General features: G+C 42.5%; 20 protein-coding genes, 3 rRNA genes and 1 other annotated feature. All 23 genes read right to left on the bottom strand.

The features are described from left to right. Positions 1–44: 44 nt before the first annotated feature. The 23 genes from rrf to murC all read right to left on the bottom strand — a co-directional run bounded on the left by rrf (position 45) and on the right by murC (position 22,672). Positions 45–161: ribosomal RNA gene (rrf, locus tag PQ456_RS17110) — 5S ribosomal RNA — on the bottom strand. Positions 162–224: 63 nt separating this feature from the next. Next, positions 225–3,148 (bottom strand): 23S ribosomal RNA (locus PQ456_RS17115). A 279-nt stretch (positions 3,149–3,427) separates the two neighbouring features. Continuing rightward, positions 3,428–4,980: ribosomal RNA gene (locus PQ456_RS17120) — 16S ribosomal RNA — on the bottom strand. Together the 16S, 23S and 5S rRNA genes form the textbook arrangement of a ribosomal RNA operon. 384 nt (positions 4,981–5,364) lie before the next feature. Beyond that, positions 5,365–6,243, bottom strand: a complete 879-nt coding sequence (pheA, locus tag PQ456_RS17125; RefSeq protein WP_273613365.1) for a prephenate dehydratase — start codon at positions 6,241–6,243, stop codon at positions 5,365–5,367. Continuing rightward, positions 6,240–7,235: a homoserine kinase gene (gene thrB, locus PQ456_RS17130; RefSeq protein WP_273613366.1), complete on the bottom strand. Its 996-nt coding sequence runs from the start codon at positions 7,233–7,235 to the stop codon at positions 6,240–6,242. Before thrB ends, pheA begins: the two co-directional genes overlap by 4 nt. A gap of 47 nt (positions 7,236–7,282) precedes the next feature. After that, complete coding sequence (locus tag PQ456_RS17135; protein ID WP_273613367.1) at positions 7,283–8,572, bottom strand: homoserine dehydrogenase; 1,290 nt, start codon at positions 8,570–8,572, stop codon at positions 7,283–7,285. Positions 8,573–8,683: 111 nt separating this feature from the next. Continuing rightward, positions 8,684–9,121 (bottom strand): ACT domain-containing protein, encoded by a 438-nt coding sequence (locus PQ456_RS17140; RefSeq protein ID WP_204826679.1) that lies wholly within the window; start codon positions 9,119–9,121, stop codon positions 8,684–8,686. 225 nt (positions 9,122–9,346) lie between these two features. Further along, positions 9,347–10,657 (bottom strand): GTPase ObgE, encoded by a 1,311-nt coding sequence (obgE, locus tag PQ456_RS17145; protein WP_273613368.1) that lies wholly within the window; start codon positions 10,655–10,657, stop codon positions 9,347–9,349. Positions 10,658–10,667: 10 nt separating this feature from the next. Next, on the bottom strand, positions 10,668–11,519 hold the full coding sequence (locus PQ456_RS17150; protein ID WP_273613369.1) for a Spo0B domain-containing protein: 852 nt from the start codon (positions 11,517–11,519) through the stop codon (positions 10,668–10,670). 179 nt (positions 11,520–11,698) lie between these two features. Continuing rightward, positions 11,699–12,010 carry a 50S ribosomal protein L27 gene (rpmA, locus tag PQ456_RS17155; protein WP_069325503.1) on the bottom strand — a complete coding sequence of 104 codons (312 nt, stop codon included), beginning with the start codon at positions 12,008–12,010 and terminating at the stop codon, positions 11,699–11,701. Positions 12,011–12,026: 16 nt separating this feature from the next. Next, complete coding sequence (locus PQ456_RS17160) at positions 12,027–12,362, bottom strand: ribosomal-processing cysteine protease Prp (RefSeq protein ID WP_273613370.1); 336 nt, start codon at positions 12,360–12,362, stop codon at positions 12,027–12,029. A 13-nt stretch (positions 12,363–12,375) separates the two neighbouring features. Beyond that, positions 12,376–12,687 (bottom strand): 50S ribosomal protein L21, encoded by a 312-nt coding sequence (gene rplU, locus PQ456_RS17165; protein WP_204826684.1) that lies wholly within the window; start codon positions 12,685–12,687, stop codon positions 12,376–12,378. A gap of 14 nt (positions 12,688–12,701) precedes the next feature. Next, positions 12,702–12,787: a sequence feature (ribosomal protein L21 leader region), on the bottom strand. A 56-nt stretch (positions 12,788–12,843) separates the two neighbouring features. Then, complete coding sequence (locus PQ456_RS17170) at positions 12,844–14,091, bottom strand: Rne/Rng family ribonuclease (protein WP_273613371.1); 1,248 nt, start codon at positions 14,089–14,091, stop codon at positions 12,844–12,846. A gap of 145 nt (positions 14,092–14,236) precedes the next feature. Then, positions 14,237–15,382 carry an FtsW/RodA/SpoVE family cell cycle protein gene (locus PQ456_RS17175; protein ID WP_273613372.1) on the bottom strand — a complete coding sequence of 382 codons (1,146 nt, stop codon included), beginning with the start codon at positions 15,380–15,382 and terminating at the stop codon, positions 14,237–14,239. Between the two features lie 6 nt (positions 15,383–15,388). After that, on the bottom strand, positions 15,389–16,183 hold the full coding sequence (gene minD / locus PQ456_RS17180; RefSeq protein ID WP_273613373.1) for a septum site-determining protein MinD: 795 nt from the start codon (positions 16,181–16,183) through the stop codon (positions 15,389–15,391). 3 nt (positions 16,184–16,186) lie between these two features. Beyond that, positions 16,187–16,861 carry a septum site-determining protein MinC gene (gene minC / locus PQ456_RS17185; RefSeq protein WP_273613374.1) on the bottom strand — a complete coding sequence of 225 codons (675 nt, stop codon included), beginning with the start codon at positions 16,859–16,861 and terminating at the stop codon, positions 16,187–16,189. Positions 16,862–16,972: 111 nt separating this feature from the next. Further along, positions 16,973–17,503 carry a rod shape-determining protein MreD gene (gene mreD, locus PQ456_RS17190; protein WP_273613375.1) on the bottom strand — a complete coding sequence of 177 codons (531 nt, stop codon included), beginning with the start codon at positions 17,501–17,503 and terminating at the stop codon, positions 16,973–16,975. After that, positions 17,503–18,375 (bottom strand): rod shape-determining protein MreC, encoded by an 873-nt coding sequence (gene mreC, locus PQ456_RS17195; RefSeq protein WP_273613376.1) that lies wholly within the window; start codon positions 18,373–18,375, stop codon positions 17,503–17,505. The genes mreD and mreC overlap by 1 nt, the downstream gene beginning before the upstream one ends. 60 nt (positions 18,376–18,435) lie before the next feature. Next, positions 18,436–19,470, bottom strand: a complete 1,035-nt coding sequence (locus PQ456_RS17200; protein WP_069325512.1) for a rod shape-determining protein — start codon at positions 19,468–19,470, stop codon at positions 18,436–18,438. Between the two features lie 40 nt (positions 19,471–19,510). After that, on the bottom strand, positions 19,511–20,200 hold the full coding sequence (gene radC / locus PQ456_RS17205; protein ID WP_204826691.1) for a RadC family protein: 690 nt from the start codon (positions 20,198–20,200) through the stop codon (positions 19,511–19,513). Positions 20,201–20,228: 28 nt separating this feature from the next. Then, entirely contained in the window at positions 20,229–20,831 is a 603-nt protein-coding gene (locus PQ456_RS17210; RefSeq protein ID WP_273613377.1) for a Maf family protein, read from the bottom strand. A 41-nt stretch (positions 20,832–20,872) separates the two neighbouring features. Next, positions 20,873–21,115 (bottom strand): DUF4321 domain-containing protein, encoded by a 243-nt coding sequence (locus PQ456_RS17215; RefSeq protein ID WP_273613378.1) that lies wholly within the window; start codon positions 21,113–21,115, stop codon positions 20,873–20,875. Between the two features lie 171 nt (positions 21,116–21,286). Then, a complete protein-coding gene (gene murC, locus PQ456_RS17220; RefSeq protein ID WP_273613379.1) occupies positions 21,287–22,672 on the bottom strand; it encodes a UDP-N-acetylmuramate--L-alanine ligase in 1,386 nt (461 codons plus the stop codon). Between the last annotated feature and the right edge of the window lie 4 nt (positions 22,673–22,676).

Raw genomic sequence — 22,676 nt, forward strand, 5'->3', positions numbered from 1 at the left:
CGCTTCGCCGGATCTCTCCTCGAAACGGTCAATTGTCTTGCTTCGCTTGGCAACGTCCTACTCTCCCAGGACCCTGCGGTCCAAGTACCATCGGCGCTGGAGGGCTTAACGGTCGTGTTCGGGATGGGTACGTGTGGAACCCCTCCGCCATCATTACCAAACGGGCAGGTGTGTTGCTCCCTGAAAACTGAATCCGAAAACGAAAACCATCGCGTGTTAGCTTATTGGATAAGCCCTCGACCGATTAGTATTGGTCAGCTCCATGCCTTACGGCACTTCCACCCCCAACCTATTGACCTCGTCGTCTACAAGGGGTCTTACATACTGGGAAATCTCATCTTGAGGGGGGCTTCACGCTTAGATGCTTTCAGCGCTTATCCCTTCCGCACGTAGCTACCCAGCGATGCTCCTGGCGGAACAACTGGTACACCAGCGGTGCGTCCATCCCGGTCCTCTCGTACTAAGGACAGCTCCTCTCAAATTTCCTACGCCCACGACAGATAGGGACCGAACTGTCTCACGACGTTCTGAACCCAGCTCGCGTACCGCTTTAATGGGCGAACAGCCCAACCCTTGGGACCTACTTCAGCCCCAGGATGCGATGAGCCGACATCGAGGTGCCAAACCTCCCCGTCGATGTGGACTCTTGGGGGAGATAAGCCTGTTATCCCCAGGGTAGCTTTTATCCGTTGAGCGATGGCCCTTCCATGCGGTACCACCGGATCACTAAGCCCGACTTTCGTCCCTGCTCGACGTGTCTGTCTCGCAGTCAAGCTCCCTTATGCCTTTACACTCTTCGAATGATTTCCAACCATTCTGAGGGAACCTTAGGGCGCCTCCGTTACACTTTAGGAGGCGACCGCCCCAGTCAAACTGCCCACCTGACACGGTCCCTGTACCGGATCACGGTACGAGGTTAGAACTCAAATGCGATCAGGGTGGTATCCCAACGGCGCCTCAACCGAAGCTTGCGCTCCGATGTCTACGGCTCCCACCTATCCTGTACAAATCGCACCCCAGTTCAATATCAAGTTGCAGTAAAGCTCCATGGGGTCTTTCCGTCTTGTCGCGGGTAACCTGCATCTTCACAGGTATTAAAATTTCACCGGATCTCTCGTTGAGACAGCGCCCAAATCGTTACGCCATTCGTGCGGGTCAGAATTTACCTGACAAGGAATTTCGCTACCTTAGGACCGTTATAGTTACGGCCGCCGTTTACTGGGGCTTCGGTTCATAGCTTCGCTTGCGCTAACCACTCCCCTTAACCTTCCAGCACCGGGCAGGCGTCAGCCCGTATACTTCGCCTTGCGGCTTCGCACAGACCTGTGTTTTTGCTAAACAGTCGCTTGGGCCTTTTCACTGCGGCCCCCTCGTGCTATTCACACTACCGGGGCACCCCTTCTCCCGAAGTTACGGGGTCATTTTGCCGAGTTCCTTAACGAGAGTTCTTCCGCGCGCCTTAGAATTCTCTTCTCACCCACCTGTGTCGGTTTACGGTACGGGCACCTGCTTCCTGGCTAGAGACTTTTCTTGGCAGTGTGAAATCATGACCTTCGCTACTACAATTTTCGCTCCTCATCACAGCCTGGCCTTGGGGTATGCGGATTTGCCTACATACCAGCCTCACTGCTTGAACGGACATCCATCAGTCCGCGTCACTATCCTCCTGCGTCATCCCATTGCTCATAACGGCTTTCGGTGGTACAGGAATTTCAACCTGTTGTCCGTCGACTACGCCTTTCGGCCTCGCCTTAGGTCCCGACTTACCCTGAGAGGACGAGTCTTCCTCAGGAATCCTTGGGTTTTCGGCGGATCAGATTCTCACTGATCTTTTCGTTACTCATACCGGCATTCTCACTTGAATGAGGTCCAGCGCTCCTTGCGGTACACCTTCAATCTTCATTCAACGCTCCCCTACCCCTGATACGAATGTATCAAGCCATAGCTTCGGTGGTGTGTTTAGCCCCGTTACATTTTCGGCGCAAAGTCACTCGACCAGTGAGCTATTACGCACTCTTTCAATGGTGGCTGCTTCTAAGCCAACATCCTGGTTGTCTGTGCAACTTCACATCCTTTCCCACTTAACACACACTTGGGGACCTTAGCTGATGGTCTGGGCTGTTTCCCTTTCGACAATGGATCTTAGCACTCACTGTCTGACTCCCGGAATAAAGTCTGTGGCATTCGGAGTTTGACTGAACTTGGTAACCCTTGCGGGCCCCGCATCCAATCAGTGCTCTACCTCCACGACTCAACTTCCGAGGCTAGCCCTAAAGCTATTTCGGGGAGAACCAGCTATCTCCAGGTTCGATTGGAATTTCTCCGCTACCCCCACCTCATCCCCGCACTTTTCAACGTGCGTGGGTTCGGGCCTCCAGTACGTGTTACCGTACCTTCACCCTGGACAGGGGTAGATCACCTGGTTTCGGGTCTACGTCCACGTACTCAGTCGCCCTATTCAGACTCGCTTTCGCTGCGGCTCCGGCTTTTCACCTTAACCTTGCACGGGAACGTAACTCGCCGGTTCATTCTACAAAAGGCACGCCATCACCCATTAAACGGGCTCTGACTTTTTGTAAGCACACGGTTTCAGGTTCTATTTCACTCCCCTTCCGGGGTCCTTTTCACCTTTCCCTCACGGTACTGCTTCACTATCGGTCGCTAGGGAGTATTTAGCCTTACCAGATGGTCCTGGCAGATTCATACGGGGTTTCACGTGCCCCGCACTACTCGGGATCCGTCTCGGAGAGAAGATGATTTTAGCTACAGGGCTTTCACCTTGTCTTGCGGGCCTTTCCAGACCTCTTCGCCTACCATCTTCCTTTGTAACTCCAAAGAGACGTCCCACAACCCCAACAAGCAAGCTCATTGGTTTGGGCTGTTCCGCGTTCGCTCGCCGCTACTGACGGAATCACTCTTGTTTTCTGTTCCTGAGGGTACTTAGATGTTTCAGTTCCCCTCGTCTGCCTCTGCACACCCTATGTATTCAGGTGTGAGTAACTGGAGATGAATCCAGTTAGGTTTCCCCATTCGGACATCCCCGGATCACAGCTTGCTTACAGCTCCCCGAGGCCTTATCGTTGTTCGCCACGTCCTTCATCGGCTCCTAGCGCCTAGGCATCCACCGTGTGCTCTTAGTAGCTTAACCTAAGTGTTTCTAAATTAATAGAAACGGTGTATTTCAATTTCTCGCCTACTGCTGTTTAACACAGTCGTAGAGAAGAAACCTTCTAAAACGCGATGTTTCGTTTTCGGTATCCAGTTTTCAAGGATCAACAGTCTGAAAGAGGTTTACTCTTTCAAAACTGAACAACGAGTGAGTGTGTCACCACTTGGGTGACCACAGATCCACCGAAGTGTTCTGCGTTTGTCTTTCCCGAAAGAAAGACGTTCGAATGTTTCCGTTGCAGGAAACGATTCTCCATAGAAAGGAGGTGATCCAGCCGCACCTTCCGATACGGCTACCTTGTTACGACTTCACCCCAATCATCTACCCCACCTTCGGCGGCTGGCTCCTTGCGGTTACCCCACCGACTTCGGGTGTTGCAAACTCTCGTGGTGTGACGGGCGGTGTGTACAAGACCCGGGAACGTATTCACCGCGGCATGCTGATCCGCGATTACTAGCAATTCCGACTTCATGCAGGCGAGTTGCAGCCTGCAATCCGAACTGAGACCGGCTTTTAAGGATTGGCTCCATCTTGCGATATTGCTTCCCGTTGTACCGGCCATTGTAGTACGTGTGTAGCCCAAGTCATAAGGGGCATGATGATTTGACGTCATCCCCACCTTCCTCCGGTTTGTCACCGGCAGTCTGCTTAGAGTGCCCACCATCATGTGCTGGCAACTAAGCATAAGGGTTGCGCTCGTTGCGGGACTTAACCCAACATCTCACGACACGAGCTGACGACAACCATGCACCACCTGTCTCCTTTGTCCCGAAGGAAAAGACTATCTCTAGTCCGGTCAAAGGGATGTCAAGACTTGGTAAGGTTCTTCGCGTTGCTTCGAATTAAACCACATACTCCACTGCTTGTGCGGGTCCCCGTCAATTCCTTTGAGTTTCAGTCTTGCGACCGTACTCCCCAGGCGGAATGCTTAATGTGTTAACTTCGGCACCAAGGGTATCGAAACCCCTAACACCTAGCATTCATCGTTTACGGCGTGGACTACCAGGGTATCTAATCCTGTTTGCTCCCCACGCTTTCGCGCCTCAGCGTCAGTTACAGCCCAGAAAGTCGCCTTCGCCACTGGTGTTCCTCCACATCTCTACGCATTTCACCGCTACACGTGGAATTCCACTTTCCTCTTCTGTACTCAAGCTCTCCAGTTTCCAGTGCGACCCAAGGTTGAGCCTTGGGCTGTGACACCGGACTTAAAAAGCCGCCTGCGCGCGCTTTACGCCCAATAATTCCGGACAACGCTTGCCCCCTACGTATTACCGCGGCTGCTGGCACGTAGTTAGCCGGGGCTTTCTTCTCAGGTACCGTCACTCCGGGTTCAGTTACTAACCCGGACGTTCTTCCCTGGCAACAGAGCTTTACGATCCGAAAACCTTCATCACTCACGCGGCGTTGCTCCGTCAGACTTGCGTCCATTGCGGAAGATTCCCTACTGCTGCCTCCCGTAGGAGTCTGGGCCGTGTCTCAGTCCCAGTGTGGCCGATCACCCTCTCAGGTCGGCTACGCATCGTCGCCTTGGTGAGCCGTTACCTCACCAACTAGCTAATGCGCCGCAGGCCCATCCTCAAGTGACAGATTGCTCCGTCTTTCCAGATTCGTTCAGGCGAACAAATCATGTATTCGGTATTAGCTACCGTTTCCGGTAGTTGTCCCAAGCTTGAGGGCAGGTTGCCTACGTGTTACTCACCCGTCCGCCGCTAAGTATCAGAGAAGCAAGCTTCTCTTCAACTCCGCTCGACTTGCATGTATTAGGCACGCCGCCAGCGTTCGTCCTGAGCCAGGATCAAACTCTCCATAAAGTGTTTGACTTGCTCAATTGAAACTGGCGAGAACCGAAGTTCTCTATTTTGTAAAGGTCGGCTAAGACCTTTGTTTACTCACTCGTTGTTCAGTTTTCAAAGATCAAACATTTCGTTTTTCGTTGTCATTGTTTCTCGGTGACAACTTTTATATCATATCATGTTTTCAACCACTTGGCAAGCACTTTTTTTGAAGTGTTTTTTCAAGTTGTTTTCGTATGATGTGTTGCTTGTGTTGTCGTTCGTTCGTGACAACTTTTATAATATATCATGGTTGAATTTATTTAGCAAGCATTATTTTAGAATTATTTTTAAAAGCTAAAATAGCATACCTTAAAGGTATATCTATACCCTAAGGTATGCTATTCGTTTAGATCAACTATACTACTTGGATACGAGGTTGTATTCAAAGCAAGGATACGAACCTAGTACTCTCACCTGACAACCTAGAGCTATAATTTCCTCTATCGCTGCTGTTAATAAAATTGAATCGTGAGGCGCTAGTACATCCAAATAGAAATAGTAGCTTCCTAACTTCTTCTTGGTTGGACGAGATTCGATGCGTGATAGATTTAACTTTCTCCAGGAGAACGTAGCTAGTACCTGATGGAGTGCTCCTGCAAAGTCTTCTGATAGCGTGACTAATATACTTGTTTTGGTATGATCTGCTGCTCGCTCAATATGAACAGGTTGTTGTCCGATCAAAACAAATCGTGTGTAGTTGTTATCATGGTCTGTCACTCGATCGGCTAGTATATCAAGATTATATCGAAGTGCTCCCAACGAAGTGCCGATAGCAGTCCAACCTTTACCTGCATTTTTGCTAACCATCTCTACTGCTTCTGCTGTACTGCCTACATGCTCTAGTTCTGCATGAGGCATTTCTTTTCGAATAAAGTGAAGACACTGTGCCATTGCTACAGGGTGTGATAATACTTTCTGCACTCCACTATAATCAAGTTCATTTTTCTCATTGCTGAATTCAGCACGATTACCAATCAAATTCTGAATAGATGGATACACCCATTCTGCTTGCATTGGGATATCGACTTCATGTACAAGCCAATCCATATGAAGACTTACAGAACCTTCGATTGTATTTTCAATCGGAATAACGCTGTAGTCGGTTTTCCCTTCAGCAGTTGAAAGAAATACATCTGCAATAAGCTTATGATGAGAGATCTCGATTTCCTGATCTCCTAGTAGATGCAAAAGTGCTTCATGTGAAACAGATCCAGAGGGTAAAGCAGCTATACGAATCATAAACGTACTTCTCCTTTAATTACATCCATGAATGAATGAGATTCTATATCATCATAGTATATTACACCTTCAGTTACAGGCTTGAGCCACATTGCCTGTGCATTGATTCCTTGATCTTTCATTGTATCTACCAGATATTGCTCCAGTTGTTCTTTTTGCACTGAATGACGATCTACAAAAGCGATCATTGTAGGGCCTGCTCCACTAAGCGCTATACCTAATGCTCCTTGCTCTGTAGCTTGCTCCAGTATCTGCTGCATACCAGGTACAAGCGACGCACGATACGGTTGATGTAGTCGATCTTGCATCCCTGTTTTGATCATGTCTAGTTTGCCTAATGATAATGCAGCTACTAATAAGGAGCTACGACTAATATTAAATATCGCATCTGCTACAGATAACCCGGTCGGTAATACTTCACGAGCTTTGGAAGTGGATAGTTGAAATTCTGGAATAACAACTAATGTTTCCAAATCTTCTGGTGGAGTAATCTGAATACAATTAGCTTCTTGCCCATCCCATGTCGCTACTACTATCCCTCCATATAAGGAAGCCGCTACATTATCAGGATGCTTTTCAATAGAAGTTGATATATTCAGAATATCTTTGTCTGTTAAAGGAAAACCGATTAAAGCATTAGCCGCACATAGCCCACCAACAAATGCCGATGCACTACTTCCTAATCCACGCGTAAGTGGAATATCAGAGTACATTGTGATTTCTAAGTCCGGGATAGTTACTTGTGCTTTTTGAAAAACCAATTGTGCCATTTTGTAGATCAGATTGCTTTTGTCTGTCGGAATACCATAAAGCTCATCACCTAGTAAAGTAATTTTGGTCTCGGTAGACACTTTCATCTCGATCCAAGAATATAGATTAACTGCCATTCCTAATGTATCAAATCCCGGCCCTAAGTTAGCAGTACTTGCTGGTACAGCTACACGTACTGTATGGTTCTGCCATTGTTCTTGTTTAGTGTCTTGCTCTATCATAATCTATGACTCCTTACTTCAAATGTATTCCACGAATCGGTAGACAATTAAATATCTTCTACACGATATACACTTTTGATTCGTTGAATAACATCCAACTGTTCAAAATGTTTAAGTACTTTGTCCATATTGGCTTTGCTTGCTTTGTGAGTGATGATAATAATCTCTGCATCTGGATTATGTTCATTAGGTTGTTGAACAACAGAAGCTAAACTTACATCGTATTCTGCAAAAATCTGTGTAATTCGAGCGAGTACCCCTGCTTTATCATCTACATGCAGCAAAATGAAGTTTTTATAAAAGATTTGTTCATCGCTTTGTAGTTTCTTCGTCTTATAAGGAACAATCGCTTTGAGTCCATTTACACCTAATTTAAGATTTTTGATTACAGCGATGAGATCAGCTACGATGGATGTGGCTGTTGGTAATTCTCCTGCCCCTGCTCCATAGAACATCGTTTCCCCTACAGATTCACCATGTACTACTACAGCATTAAATACACCATTTACAGAAGCGATCGGATGAGACTGCTTAATCATTGTTGGTTGCACACTGATTGTAATATATTCATCTTGACGATCGGCGATACCGATTAGCTTCATTTCATAACCCAAATTTTTGGCATACGTAATATCGTCTTTGGTTACCGAAGAGATACCTTTGACACTTACATCACTCAAATCTACATTTGTACGGAATCCGAGTGTACCGAGAATAGCCATTTTGCGTGCAGCATCCAATCCTTCTACATCACCTGTAGGATCAGATTCTGCATAACCTAATTCTTGAGCTTCTTTAAGCACATCTTCATAGGAAGCTCCTTCTTGACTCATTTTGGTTAAAATATAGTTGGTTGTTCCATTAACGATACCCATGATTTTGATAATACGATCAGAAGAGAATCCTTCGATTAATGTACGAATAATAGGTATACCACCTGCCACACTAGCTTCATAGAAAACATCGCATTGCTTTTCTTGAGCTTTGGCTAAAATCTCTGAGCCATGCAGTGCCATTAAATCTTTATTAGCTGTTACGATATGTTTGCCAAGATTTAAAGCTTCTAATATATATTCTTTGGTCTGTTCAATGCCACCCATCACTTCTACAATGACATCAATCTCAGGATCACGAATAACTTCCCATGGATCTTCTGTAAGTTTGGACGGATCAATTTCGATATTGCGTAGCTTGTCTATATTTTTTACAGCTACTTTACCAATCAGAATAGGCGATCCTACCTGACTGCTTAGATCTTCTTGATTTCCTTCTACGATACGTACAACTCCTGTACCTACTGTACCGAGTCCAAGCAATCCTACTTTTACTGGTTTCATATGTTGTTTCCCTCCTGGAACTATTCGTTAGCAAGCTTTTATTATAGGATATTTATTTTATTGTAGCTTATCCTATATTGCTTCTAGATTAAAGTAGATTCACTGATAAGATTATCCTTGACCGGTAATCCGAATTTGTTTGACACCCGGAACATTTTCCATCGCTTCTACCATCGTTTCCAAATCTTCTGTTAAGCGAGAAATCTCTACAGAGAGTACCACATTCGCTCGACCTTGAAGAGGAATACTTTGATGAATTGTTAATACATTCCCACCGTACTCTGCCATCAGACCCAGTACATGAGACAAAATACCGGAACGATGCTCTAAATCAAATGAGATCGTAATAATCTGATCTTTTTCCAAACGGTTAAGCGGATGAATCCCATCTTTGTATTTATAAAAAGCACTCCGGCTTAAACCAACTTTTTCGACTGCTTCGTTAATCGTCCGAGTCTCTCCAGCAGCAAGCAGTTCTTTCACACGCATCGTTTTGATCACTGCTTCTGGTAAAATATCTTCTCGAACTAAATAATAGCGCTCTTTCACAACGTCCTCTCCTCAAAGACTCATGTATTCGTATAGTGGACATTATAAAGTAACCATTCGTGTTAGGCAACTATATTACGAAGAAAGGTCATTTTGCACAACTTTTCTAATATTATTTCCTTACCTATTTTATAGAGCAAAACGATTAGCTTTCTTCTAAAATCATAACAAAAAAACCGAACATGATGATCCATGTCCGGTTTTTGATAGTGATATAGATTGCGCTTAGAAGTAACTACTACCTTCAACAAATTCAAATTCAAGCTCACCGATACGTACTAATGTGCCATCTTTCGCACCACGTTGACGAAGTTCGCTATCTACACCCATATGACGAAGTGTACGTCCTAATTTGAGAATAGCATCATGAGAGTTCAACTGCATCCGTTTCATCATGTTCTCAATTTTGGCACTTTCCACAACAAAAGTATCGTTCTCGCGACGAATAATAAAGCCATCGTCTTCTTTCTTTTCTAACGTGTACACTTTACGTTCAGCAATTTGTTCTACTTCTTCTACCGCTACTGCATCTGGTAATTTATCAAGCATATCGACTGTTTTGTAAAGCATTTCTTGAATACCATCACGAGTCAACGCAGAAATAGGAAGAATTTCAATATCTGAACGAACTTCACGTACTTTTTTAGAGAATTCTTCTAAGTTTTCTTGAGCTTGTGGATCGTCCATTTTATTAGCTGCAATAATTTGTAGACGATTTTCAAGTTCTGCATTATACAGTTTTAATTCTTCGTTGATTTTCTGCCAGTCCTCAAATGGATCGCGTCCTTCTGAACCGGACATATCTACCACATGAATAATTACACGCGTACGTTCAACATGACGTAAAAATTCATGTCCAAGCCCTATGCCTTCATGTGCACCTTCAATCAATCCAGGTAGATCAGCCATCACAAAACTGCGTCCATCTCCTACATCAACCACACCCAAGTTCGGAGTGATTGTTGTAAAATGGTATGCGCCAATTTTGGGCTGAGCAGCAGATACTACAGATAACAGTGTAGATTTACCTACACTTGGAAAACCAACTAACCCTACATCAGCCATTACTTTAAGTTCAAGTACGATATAACGTTCTTGTCCTTCTTCACCATTTTCAGCGATTTGAGGAGCTGTATTCGCTGCTGTAGCAAAACGAACGTTACCACGTCCGCCACGTCCACCTTTAGCAATAACGATCTCTTGACCGTGACGAGTCAAATCTGCAATCACTTCGCCTGTATCATCATTCAAAATCACTGTACCTGGAGGAATACGAACAATCGTATGTTCTGCATTCGCACCATGCTGACTTTTATTACGACCTTTAACGCCACGTTCGCCTTTGAAATGACGTTGGTACCGGAAATCCATCAATGTTCGCAAACCTTCATCTACACGAAAAATGACATCTCCACCACGTCCACCGTCGCCACCTGCCGGGCCGCCGTTAGGTACATATTTTTCACGACGGAAAGAGATAATACCATCTCCACCGTCACCGCCTTTTACATAAATCTTCGCTTTATCTACAAACATGATTACACCTCTAATTTTTAGAATCCACTAACACTTGCAGAGAAATGGAGGCAGGATCTTCTTCCGTTCGAGTTGCTGTGATCTGGGTGTCTTGAACAATCAAATCAATAGCTTCCCATACTCCATCAGGATTAGGATACTCTTCTTCTGGCTCAAATATAAAATGAACTGCTCCTTCATATTCGCTCACCATCAGAAATAGTGTGGGGCACTCACCCCAGGACGATCCACCAAATTGCTCATATGCAGAGACCGTCTCTTTGATGACTCGGGTCAATTCCTCACTCTGTTCCGTTCCCAATCGATCTGCAAGCGTGATTCCGTCATTTAATTCAACTTCTAATTGAATCGAACGATTCACCGCTTTAAAAGATTGTAAATAAAAAACAAGGGAATGAATACCCAGTTTGGAAACGCGACTCTCTGCTAGCATTTGCTCTTTAATTCTTTCAACACATTCGACTTGCTTATCACGTTTGCCTAATTGAACATAACCGTACAATAATTGGAGTTCATTCATCCAGTCATGCCGATGATGGCTTAAAGCATCAACTGCTACTGCATAGACTTCATCTAATTCTGTATGAGCTTGGTCAATGACTGCACGTTGTTTTTGATGTTCTGCTTGATACTGTTTCTTTTTCACAGCCATTTTGGATTGTCCGTTATGGTATTCTCCAAGTTGCACTTGCTCACGCTTTTCATAAAAACGACGTGTATATTGTACACCTTTTGCATAGGCTGCAACAATCCAGATGCCGAGTACAATGTAAGCAATCCAAGATTGCGTCCAATAAGCAATAATTAATGGGATGATAATAGAAATAAGTAAAAGCGTGGGTACTTGATTGGATTGCTTCATGGTTTCTCTCCATTCTTTCAATGGCTTTTTAACCAAGAACAAGTATAACATATAGCGCAGAATTTTATGACATTATTATACTAAAAATTACGTTAACGTCCAACTTATATGCAAATATAATAAGCCCCCGGCACATCAAGTACCGGAGGCTTATCTAATCTAACCTATCAGGTTTATGATTAATTTTCGATTGCTGCTGCTACTGGTGCAACGTCAACCGGGTAGACGCTCACTTTTTTACGGTCGCGGCCCCAACGTTCGAATTTAACAACGCCGTCCACTTTTGCAAATAGTGTATCGTCTTTACCGATGCCTACATTAGTTCCTGGGTGAATTTTTGTACCGCGTTGACGGAACAAAATATTACCACCAGTTACGAATTGTCCATCAGCACGTTTTGCTCCCAAACGTTTGGAGTGAGAATCACGTCCGTTTTTTGTGGAACCTACACCTTTTTTCGATGCGAATAACTGCAAATTAATTTTTAACATGTGGTCTACCTCCTTCTTACGAGATTGTGACTTGCTTTATTTTTATATACTTATCATATTCATCTTCAATTCCAATAAGAATAACCTGCATAGATTCAAGTAACAGTTGAATCTGTTCCACATTTGCATTTTCCGAAAGCTTCGGTAAACGCGCACTTAGAAACCCGTCTTTCATTCTTGATTTCATGACTACTCCTGTTAAAGCTTCAACTGAGTTCACTGTTCCGATTGTTATAGCGGAAACAGCAGCACAGACAATATCTTCACCAGGATCGGCATAACCGGCATGTCCTCGGGATGAAAAACCATCAATCGTACCATCTGGTCTACGTTCGATTCGCACGATAATCAATTACCGCACCTTCTTATGCCTGGATTTTTCCGATAGTTACTTTTGTATATGGTTGACGATGACCTTGTTTCACGTGATAGTTCTTCTTAGGTTTGTATTTGTAAACTACAACCTTAGCTCCTTTGCCGTGTTTCTCGACAGTCGCTGTTACAGAAGCACCTTCTACCAACGGTAAACCAGTTACCAAACCATCTTCTTTAGATACTGCTAGAACACGGTCGAAAGTTACGCTGTCGCCATCATTAGCGTCCAACTTTTCAATGAACAATACGTCGCCCTCTTGAACTTTGTATTGTTTACCACCTGTTTCGATAATTGCGTACATTTGAATTGCACCTCCTCATGTCTCAGACTCGCCTAATGCAGGTGTCATACGTTCTACAACGTATAAGCTTGTGACCCCATCGGAGCGGTTACAGCATGTGAAAAGCTTATGAACCAGACACATACTTGACTATTCTATCACAGCCATTTTAAGAAATCAATCTTTTATCCATGATGCTATTTTACCGGTTCCCTGACAGACGGTACAGGTCTCATATGAAAAGCCACCTGTTTCTTCGCGAACTTTTTTACGAGTTAATTCTAAAAGTCCTAATCGTGTCCATCCAACAATATGAGTTTTGGTCCGATCTCTTTGTAAGATCTGTTCTAAAGCTTCTACTACTGATCGGCGATTAGCTTCATTATCCATATCTATAAAATCCACAATAATGATTCCACCGGTATCCCGTAGCCGAAGCAATCGTGCAATTTCTGAAGCTGCTTGAAGATTAGTCTGCGTTACTGTATCTTCCAGTGTGATTCCACCTGTGAATTTACCTGTATTTACATCAATCACCGTAAAAGCTTCTGTCTGATCCCATACAATATAACCGCCACTTTGCAACCATACTTTACGTTGAAAATCACGATGCAATTGTTCGTGTATATTCATTGCATGGAATAAAGGCTCTTTCTCTGTATAAATAGATACCGGTGGTTGTACTCCAGCAGGAAGTAAGGTTTGCAGAAATTGAATAGCAGAAGTAGCTCGCTCTTGGTTATCAATAATCAATTGATCTTGTAATGGATTAAATACATCACGAATTAATCGTTCCACCATCCCTAGATCACGATGTAATTCTGCTGGAGCCGATTTCTGAACAAAAGATTCACGAATATGTTGCCAGTGTTGTCTTAGTGTATTCAGATCATTTGTAATGGCTTCGTCATTTTCTCCTTCAGCTACAGTACGTAAAATAAGCCCTTCTTCACCTTGCTTCAAATGTGAACCCAATTGACGTAATCTTGCCCGCTCTCCATCGGTACTGATCTTTTTGGATACAGCAATATAGTCAGCTTCCGGCATATAGACAATCCATCGCCCTGGCAATGAATAATGAGTGGTAATACGTGCCCCTTTGTTCGCATAAGGTTCTTTGGTCACCTGTACTAGTATTTCTTGACCAGGTTTTAATAGATCAGCAATACTTGGTTTGACTTTCGGTTGTTTATCTAAATGAGCATGCAAAACATCATCAATATATAGAAAAGCATTTTTCTTCTGACCAATATCTACAAATGCAGCTTGCATCCCCGGCAGAACATTCATCACTTTTCCTTTATAAAAACTTCCAGCAATTCCGCTACCTGATGATTGTTCTGAAGCAAATTCAACTAATTTACTATTATCAAGCAGTACCATACGTGTATCTTTGACACCACAGTTTACAATCATTTGCTTCACTATATGTTCCACCTCTATCTCTCATCAAGGCTACTATTTATCTAACGAACCTTATAAGTTCCCTTGATGTCTAGACGTTATCTGTAAGTAAAAAGTTTCATCATCACTATAGTGTTAACAAAAAACCGGCACCTTCCGGTACCGGCTATTCTAATTCGTATTTTTCTTGATAAATCTTAATACTAAGGACAAGCCCGATACTAAACATATTCAAAAGCAATGAAGTACCGCCGTAGCTAATAAATGGTAACGTGATTCCTGTAATAGGCATCAGACCAATCATCATACCCACATTTTCAAAAATCTGAAATACGAACATGCTGACAATTCCGATAATAATATATGAACCTCGCCGATCATAACACTGCAATGCAATCAAAATCATCCTATAGATGAGTAAGAAATACAAAAGTAATAATATCGATGCTCCGATAAACCCAAATTCTTCACCAATAACAACAAAAATAGAATCTGAATACGGATAAGGTACAAATTTATTATTTTTTAATTGTCCATTCATATAACCGTCGCCTAGCAAACCGCCTGATCCTACAGCAATCAATGCATAACTAGATTGATGCTTATCATCATCTGAAGCTTGGGCTGGATCTATAAATGTATTGATACGTTGATACCAGTGCAACTTACTATGGCTTTCTAAGTAATCATGAATCTGTGTATTAAAGGTAGTAAACATCACTACAACCAATATGAGTCCACCTACAATTGTCGTTATTCCAATGAGTACATGGGTATATTTGGTGTTACCGATCCACAACATACCTACCAGTATAATAAGATAGATAATCGCATTTCCCAAATCGGGTTGAATCAATACAATCAGAAAAGGTACCAATGCAATAAAAGCCGTTGGTATCAGATCAGAACGAAATCGAAGAGGATCTCCGTCTCTTTTACTTAACATATGAGCCATCGTTAAGATAAGCACAATTTTGACCATTTCGGCAGGTTGAAATTGTAACCCTCCTGGAAAAGCATACCAGCTTTTGGCACCATTAATCTCTGAACCAAACGGATACAATAACAACAGCGAAAGTAAACCTAAGCCATATAAATACCAGTGTTTGCGTAATAAGATGCGATAATCAAATATACTGACTGCAAATAAAACGATAAACCCGATGACATAGAAAATGATCGTCCGCGTATCATAGCCCTGAAATTTGGGATCAGGAGCAATTGCACTGCGCACGATCAACGTGCTAAACACCATAAAAACAACGAGTAAAGTAATAATACCCAAGTCTAGCTTTTTTAGCTTGTTAAGCAAAATCGATCAACCCATTCCAAAAAACTTCTTAAAGCGAGTGAATGCACTTTTCTTTTGATCCAGTGGCATCAAAGGAACTGTGTCACCTAAAATACGACGAGCAATATTACGATAAGCAATCGCTGCTTTGGATTCAGGATTCATGACTGTAGGTTCCCCTGAGTTGGCAGCTTTGATCACCATTTCATCATCCGGTACAACACCTAAAAGATCAATATTCAGCACTTGTAATACTTCATCAATATCCAGCATATCTCCTGATTTGACCATACTTTGACGAATACGGTTCACAATCAATTTGGGTGCTGTAATATGTGAATTTTCAAGTAATCCGATCACTCGATCTGCATCTCGAACAGAAGCATTTTCGGGCGTTGTCATAACGATCGCTTGATCTGCACCTGCAATCGCATTTTTGAATCCTTGCTCTATACCTGCCGGGCAATCAATCACTACATAGTCAAAGTCTTTTTTGAGCTCTAAAATGATTTCTTTGACTTGTTCTGGTGATACAGAATTTTTATCTTTTGTTTGCGCAGCTGGAAGCATGTATAACTCATCAAACCGTTTATCTTTGACTAGTGCTTGATTTAAACGGCAACGACCATCCGCTACATCACAAAGATCATAAATAATCCGGTTTTCCAGCCCCATTACAACATCCAGATTACGTAAACCGATATCTGTATCGACTAGACAGACTTTCTTACCAAGAAGCGCGAGCGCGGTACCTATATTAGCAGTAGTGGTTGTCTTTCCAACTCCGCCTTTGCCTGAAGTGACGACAATAGCCTCTCCCATGTACTACACCCCTTTGAACACATTGAAATCCCGACCAAGTCGAGCAATATTAGCCATTTTATCAATCTTCATGATTCCGTCCTGCAAATAAGCAAATTCCATATGAGATTCTCGACTTTCACCTTCATCTGGCGGGCGACTAATCATATCCGCGATCCGAATCTGTGTAGGTGAGAAAAAAGAAGCAGCGATTACAGCCTGTTCATTACCATCTATACCTGCATGAGCCATTCCACGAAGTGCTCCCAAAATATAGATATCACCTGTACTAATAATCGTACCTCCTGCATTAACATCGCCTAGAAATAGAACGGTTCCTTCATGCTCAAGTACCTGACCGGAACGAATCATACCACTGATCGTTTTGACCATATGTTTTTCTGGCAAAGATGCTACTACAGGTTCCTCATGCGGAGAATCAAATGAACGAACAATCAGATTTCCTTTTTGACTAAGTATATCTAACAATGTATCTTTTTGTTCATCTGTAATTTCCCGTTTTCCTAATTTCATATCAATATGAACTAGCGGGCCTGTTAAAATATTTTGATGACTATGTTCCAGCTTATACGTCAGCTCTGTTACAAGGTCATTAAATTCACATTGATCATCAAATTGAAAAATCAATCCATCTTTGATTCCTTTGATGGTTACATATCTTGATGATTTTACAGCCATTCACCTGTCACCCCCACCTTACTATCAGTTCGTGCTAGTCGCGGGATTTTCCTGCTTCATCCGCAAATTAAGCAGGAACTGAATGTCTCTGCATGTGGGAATATTATACGTTTACTCATCTTCGGCAGCCCGTTTACGCAACTTGGCTACTTTCTCCAGTTGACGACGAACAGGTACAAACACCAGCAAAGCAAATATAAAATGAAGCAGCAAATTCGGGAACATATAATGTCCTAACGCCCAACTGTAAGGTTCTCTAGTTAAACCAAATACCAAATAAAGTCCATACAGCATATTATCCAGTAACAAACTACCGATTAATACCACTGTCATCATTAGTGGATATGGTGCTCGAGGAGATTGGAACAGCAGCCCTAATACATAAGCAGACAATCCCATAGAAAACGAATAAGCACCAATCATATCACCGTAAAATACAACATCATGCAATAATCCAAACACCAATCCTAGCACAAGCGCTGTATGACGATGATAATAAACTGTTACAAACAAAATTAAAATATACGCTAAATGTGGAATCAATCTAGTATGCAATACATCTGGAATCAGCCATGGCACAATGGTTGATTCACAGACAAATACTAGAAATAACAACAACAGCAATACGATACGACGTACCATTATTCCTGAGTCTCCTTGGTGTACACTACAAATACTTCTTTCCAGTCTTTAAAGTCTGCCGCTGGTTGAATTGTAGCTGTATTGGTCAATCCAAAATCACCAACTTGACGACTAACGACTTTACCAATAATCATGCCACTTGGAAATAATCCACCACTACCGGATGAAACAATTTCATCGCCTCTTTTGAGCGGATCATTTTCTTTAATTTGTGTCATTGTGAGCATACCTGTTGCTTTATCATAGCTTTCTATCATGCCGAAAGATTCATTTTCTTTACCTACTACAGTTGCAGCAATCGCTTTGGAATTAGAATCGAGTGGATCAAGTGTCGTTAACAGCTTCACTGTTGAATGGAACGGACTTGTCTCACTAATAATTCCAACCATACCTTTTATGGAAATAACAGGCATATCTTTACGTACCCCATCATTTTGCCCCAGATCAATCACAATCGTTCCTGTATCTGCATCTGTATCGACACTCGTTACATTTGCAATATGAAGATCAAATTGGTTTTGAGCAAGTTGCTGTTGTGTAAATTTAAGATCTTCTTTATAGCTTTTATTGAGCTGGACTAATTTGTTATAACTCGCTTGTTGCAGTAAATACTGCGCAGCTGTCAGTTTCAACTGTTGGTTTTCCTCATAAAGGTTGTCCAAGTTGCCGATATCTTCAAACAAGCCCGCCATGTAAGAAGCGGGCTTGTAAAACACACCTTGAACAAAACCAACAGTATCACGGACGAACTTCTCAGGCCAGGACAAAGATGTACGATTCGTCAACGTAAATCCCATTAAAGCGATAAATAAAATGAGTCCTACAAGCAGGATAAACAGTTTCTTGTTACCCAGCAGCTTAAACAGTTTCAACACCCTCTTAATTAACGGTTTTTCTTTCCCTAGCAGGGGTTGACCATACCTGGCCGAAAATTAGCGTTTTGAACGAAGTGACGAACTACTACGTGATTTGAACAGGTGGATATTCTCCAATGCTTTTCCTGTACCAATTGCTACACAATCCAAAGGATTTTCAGCAACGATTACAGGCATACCTGTTTCACCAGCAAGTAATTTATCCAGATTGCGAAGTAATGCTCCACCACCTGTTAATACGATACCGCGATCCATAATATCTGCTGCAAGTTCTGGAGGACATTTCTCCAAAGTTACTTTTACAGCTTCTACAATAGCAGCTACTGTATCTGACAATGCTTCAGCAATCTCGTCTGAAGTGATTGTTAATGTTTTTGGTAGACCACTTACAAGGTCACGACCACGAATTTCCATCGTTTCTACTTTTTCAAATGGAGTTGCAGAACCCACTTCCATTTTCAATTGTTCCGATGTACGTTCACCAATCATTAAGTTGTATTGACGTTTGATGTACTGGATAATCGACTCATCCATTTCATCGCCGGCTACACGTACAGAACGACTTGTTACGATACCACCAAGAGAAATAACAGCTACTTCTGTTGTACCGCCACCGATATCAACAACCATACTACCTGTTGGTTCCCATACTGGAAGATCTGCACCGATTGCTGCTGCAAAAGGCTCTTCAATCGTATAAGCTTCACGCGCACCAGCTTGTTTGGTTGCATCTTCAACAGCGCGTTGTTCTACTGCTGTAATACCCGATGGTACACAAACCATTACGTTTGGATGTTGCGGGAACATCGAACGTTGTTTTTGCGCTTGACGTATAAAATATTTAATCATCGTAGCTGTTGTATCAAAATCAGCAATAACGCCATCTTTCATCGGACGAATTGCACGGATATTTCCAGGTGTACGACCGATCATTTTTTTTGCAGATTCTCCTACTGCTTCGATTGTATTCGTATCTGTACGAATCGCCACAACCGACGGTTCTCTGACAACAATACCTTTACCTCTTACATATACCAACGTGTTTGCTGTTCCTAAATCAATTCCTAAATCTTTTGAAAAGCCACCCAACATAACTATTAACTCCCTTTCTTCCTAAATCTCGACTATTATATTACATTAAGCCCTGTTCCTTCAAACTTACGAATTTCATATCACCAATCACAAGGTGATCCAGTACTTCAATTCCAATAATTTTGCCTGCATCTACAAGCCGTTTGGTTAATGCTACATCTTCCGGGCTTGGTGTAGGATCACCACTAGGATGATTATGTGCAAAAATAACAGATGCACTACTACATTTGATCGCTGCTCGAAAAACTTCACGTGGATGAACAATAGACGCATTTAAACTACCCATCGACAATGTTTCCTGGGAAATAATATGATTCTTCGTGTTTAGAAACAGACATACAAAATGTTCTTTTTGAAGATATCGTAATTGTTCAATCAATAAATCAGCCGCATCACGCGGACTGCGAATAGCTTTGACTTCTTCTTTACCAGTACGGGTAATACGTCTACCTAACTCGATCCCCGCTTTGATCTGGATTGCTTTGGCTGTTCCGATTCCTTTGATCTCTGTTAATTCTTCAATACTGAGATCAACCAGTTGCCGGATACTGCCTACTTGACGCATAATTCGGTTCGCTAAATGCATCACCGATTCATCTTTTGTGCCTGTGCGCAGTAAAATCGCTAGTAATTCTGCATGACTAAGCGCCTCTGCACCGTAATTCATCATCCGTTCCCGGGGTCTTTCTTCCAGTGGAACATCACGTAAAAGGTACTGTGGCGCCTCCATTAATATGTTCCTCTTCTCCACGACAGATTCAAATAATCTGCACACCAAATTGTTCCAACATATCGCTCAAAAGTGATACAGGCAATCCGACGACTGTAAAATAACAGCCTTCTATTTTATCGATCAACGTCGAACCTAGACCTTGAATAGCATAAGCTCCAGCTTTGTCAGCAGGTTCACCGCTAAGTACGTATGATTGAATTTTGGAAGGGGTGAGCGGCTTCATATGTACAAGAGTTCGCCGGTATTCCACACGAGTTACGCCAGTAGAAGTATCAATACAAGCTACACTTGTGTAGACATAATGACTTCTTCCTTGCAAAGCATCTAACATCGCTACAGCTTCATCATAATCACGAGGCTTACCAAATATACGTTTATCCAAAACAACGATTGTATCGCTGCCTATAATAATGCTATCTGCTACCTCGGTTGTATAATGATGTTGAACAGCAGTAGCTTTGCGCAGTGCAAGCTCTTTGACGACTTGCTCTGGTGACCAGTCTTCAGGCACCGATTCGTCTGTATCACTGGGTAACACTTCAAATTCCAGTTGTAAAGAGGTCATTAATTCCTTTCTCCTTGGAGAAGCGGACGCCAAAATGAGACGGCGTGTTGATTCTCTGTTCATCGAAAGGTCCTCTCCTTTGTGTTAAAAGTCAGATTGGTTCTTTACAGTTTGCGATATGCCCAAATACTAGCAACAATACCGATCAAACTAAGTAGACTCACTTTGAAATGAATCTCGAGATGATAACGAATCATGTCTAAATTAGCGCTAGGCTCCCAATCAATCGTTGTCGATCGCGTGAGAAAAGATACCATCGCTACAGGTTCAAGTAAAGTGGCTACCCATGTGCCAATAAACCAGCCTAGCAATAAAAATAAAATAAGCATACCTGCATTCTTTTTCATTCTTATTTCTCCTGCCTTTAATTTGACACTTCATCATTATACGTTTATTCCCACATCAATACAAACAAAAATGAAAGTAACAATTTTTTGTAACTTATCGCCTTCATTTCGCAAACATTTTGTTATTATTCCAGTTAAAAAGACTGTCCGGAGACAGCCTTTTTTATCACATTACTCTATTTTCTCCGTGGCTTGCAAATCAGCAGCAAGTGCTTCTGCGACTTTCCATATATCGCCTGCACCCATAGTGATAACAAGATCGCCGGGTTGAATACGAGTAGATAAGTCTGCAATAATATCTTCTTTTTGTGCGATATAACGCGCACCCGCATTACTATTTTGCTTAATCAGTTCAACCAGACGTGCAGAGTTAATACCTTCAATCTGCTTTTCTCCTGCTGGTGAATAGATATCAGCAATAATCACTTCGTCAGCTCCTGTAAAAGCACGGCTAAAAGCATCTAACAAAAAGAAGGTGCGTGAATAACGTTGCGGTTGGAAAACAGCAATCACACGTTTGCCTGTTGCTTGAGCTGCCACAATCGTCGCTTCGATTTCAGTAGGATGATGAGCATAATCATCGACGATCAAAATGTCTCTAGCATCACCGACCACTTGAAAACGACGCTTGGCGCCATGGAATTGAACGATCGCTGCTGCAATCGCTGTAAATGAAATTCCTGCTTCCAAACAAGAAATTACAGTTGCCATCGCATTATATACATTATGCAGTCCTGGCACAGATAATTCAATCCGACCCAAATCTGCTCCTTGATATTGCATAGTAAAGGAAATTTTACGATCACCGGGTTGAATATCTGTCGCTGTATAATCATTTTGCGTTTCTACACCGTAAGTTATCGTTGTGCCTTCGATATTCGGTATAATTTCGCGAATATTTTCATCATCACCACAAACGATAGCTTTACCACCCGCTTGTAATTGACTTAAAAATTGCACGTAGGCTGCTTTGAGATTAGCAAAGTCACCATCATAATTTTCAAGATGATCGGCTTCAATATTAGTTACTACAGCGATAGCAGGATGATATTGTAAAAAAGTACCGTCACTTTCATCGGCTTCTGCAACTACATAGTCGCCTTTACCTGCTTTGGCGTTGGTACCCAGATTAACGATTTCTCCACCGATAATATACGTTGGATCGGTATCACATTCTTCCATCACCAGTGCAATCATTGAAGAAGTAGTTGTTTTGCCATGAGCACCTGCTACAGCTACACCTTTACGTTCATTAAGCAATCTTGCTAACATTTCAGAACGATGAATCACTGGAATATCAAGACGCTTCGCTTCTACCCATTCTGCATTGTCATCAGATAGTGCAGTAGAATAGACTACCAGATCAGCACCATGAACTTGTTCTGTCGCATGACCTATATGAATGACTGCTCCTTTTTGTTGCAATTTCGCTGCTAACGCGCTCATTGCCATATCGGAACCTGTTACTTTGTATCCCATTTCAAGCATAACACGGGCGATGGCACTCATACCGTACCCACCAATCCCGATAAAATGTACATGTTCTGTCTTATTCATCTGA

The sequence above is a fragment of the Paenibacillus kyungheensis genome, assembly GCF_028606985.1.
Lineage (GTDB): Bacteria > Bacillota > Bacilli > Paenibacillales > Paenibacillaceae > Saccharibacillus > Saccharibacillus kyungheensis.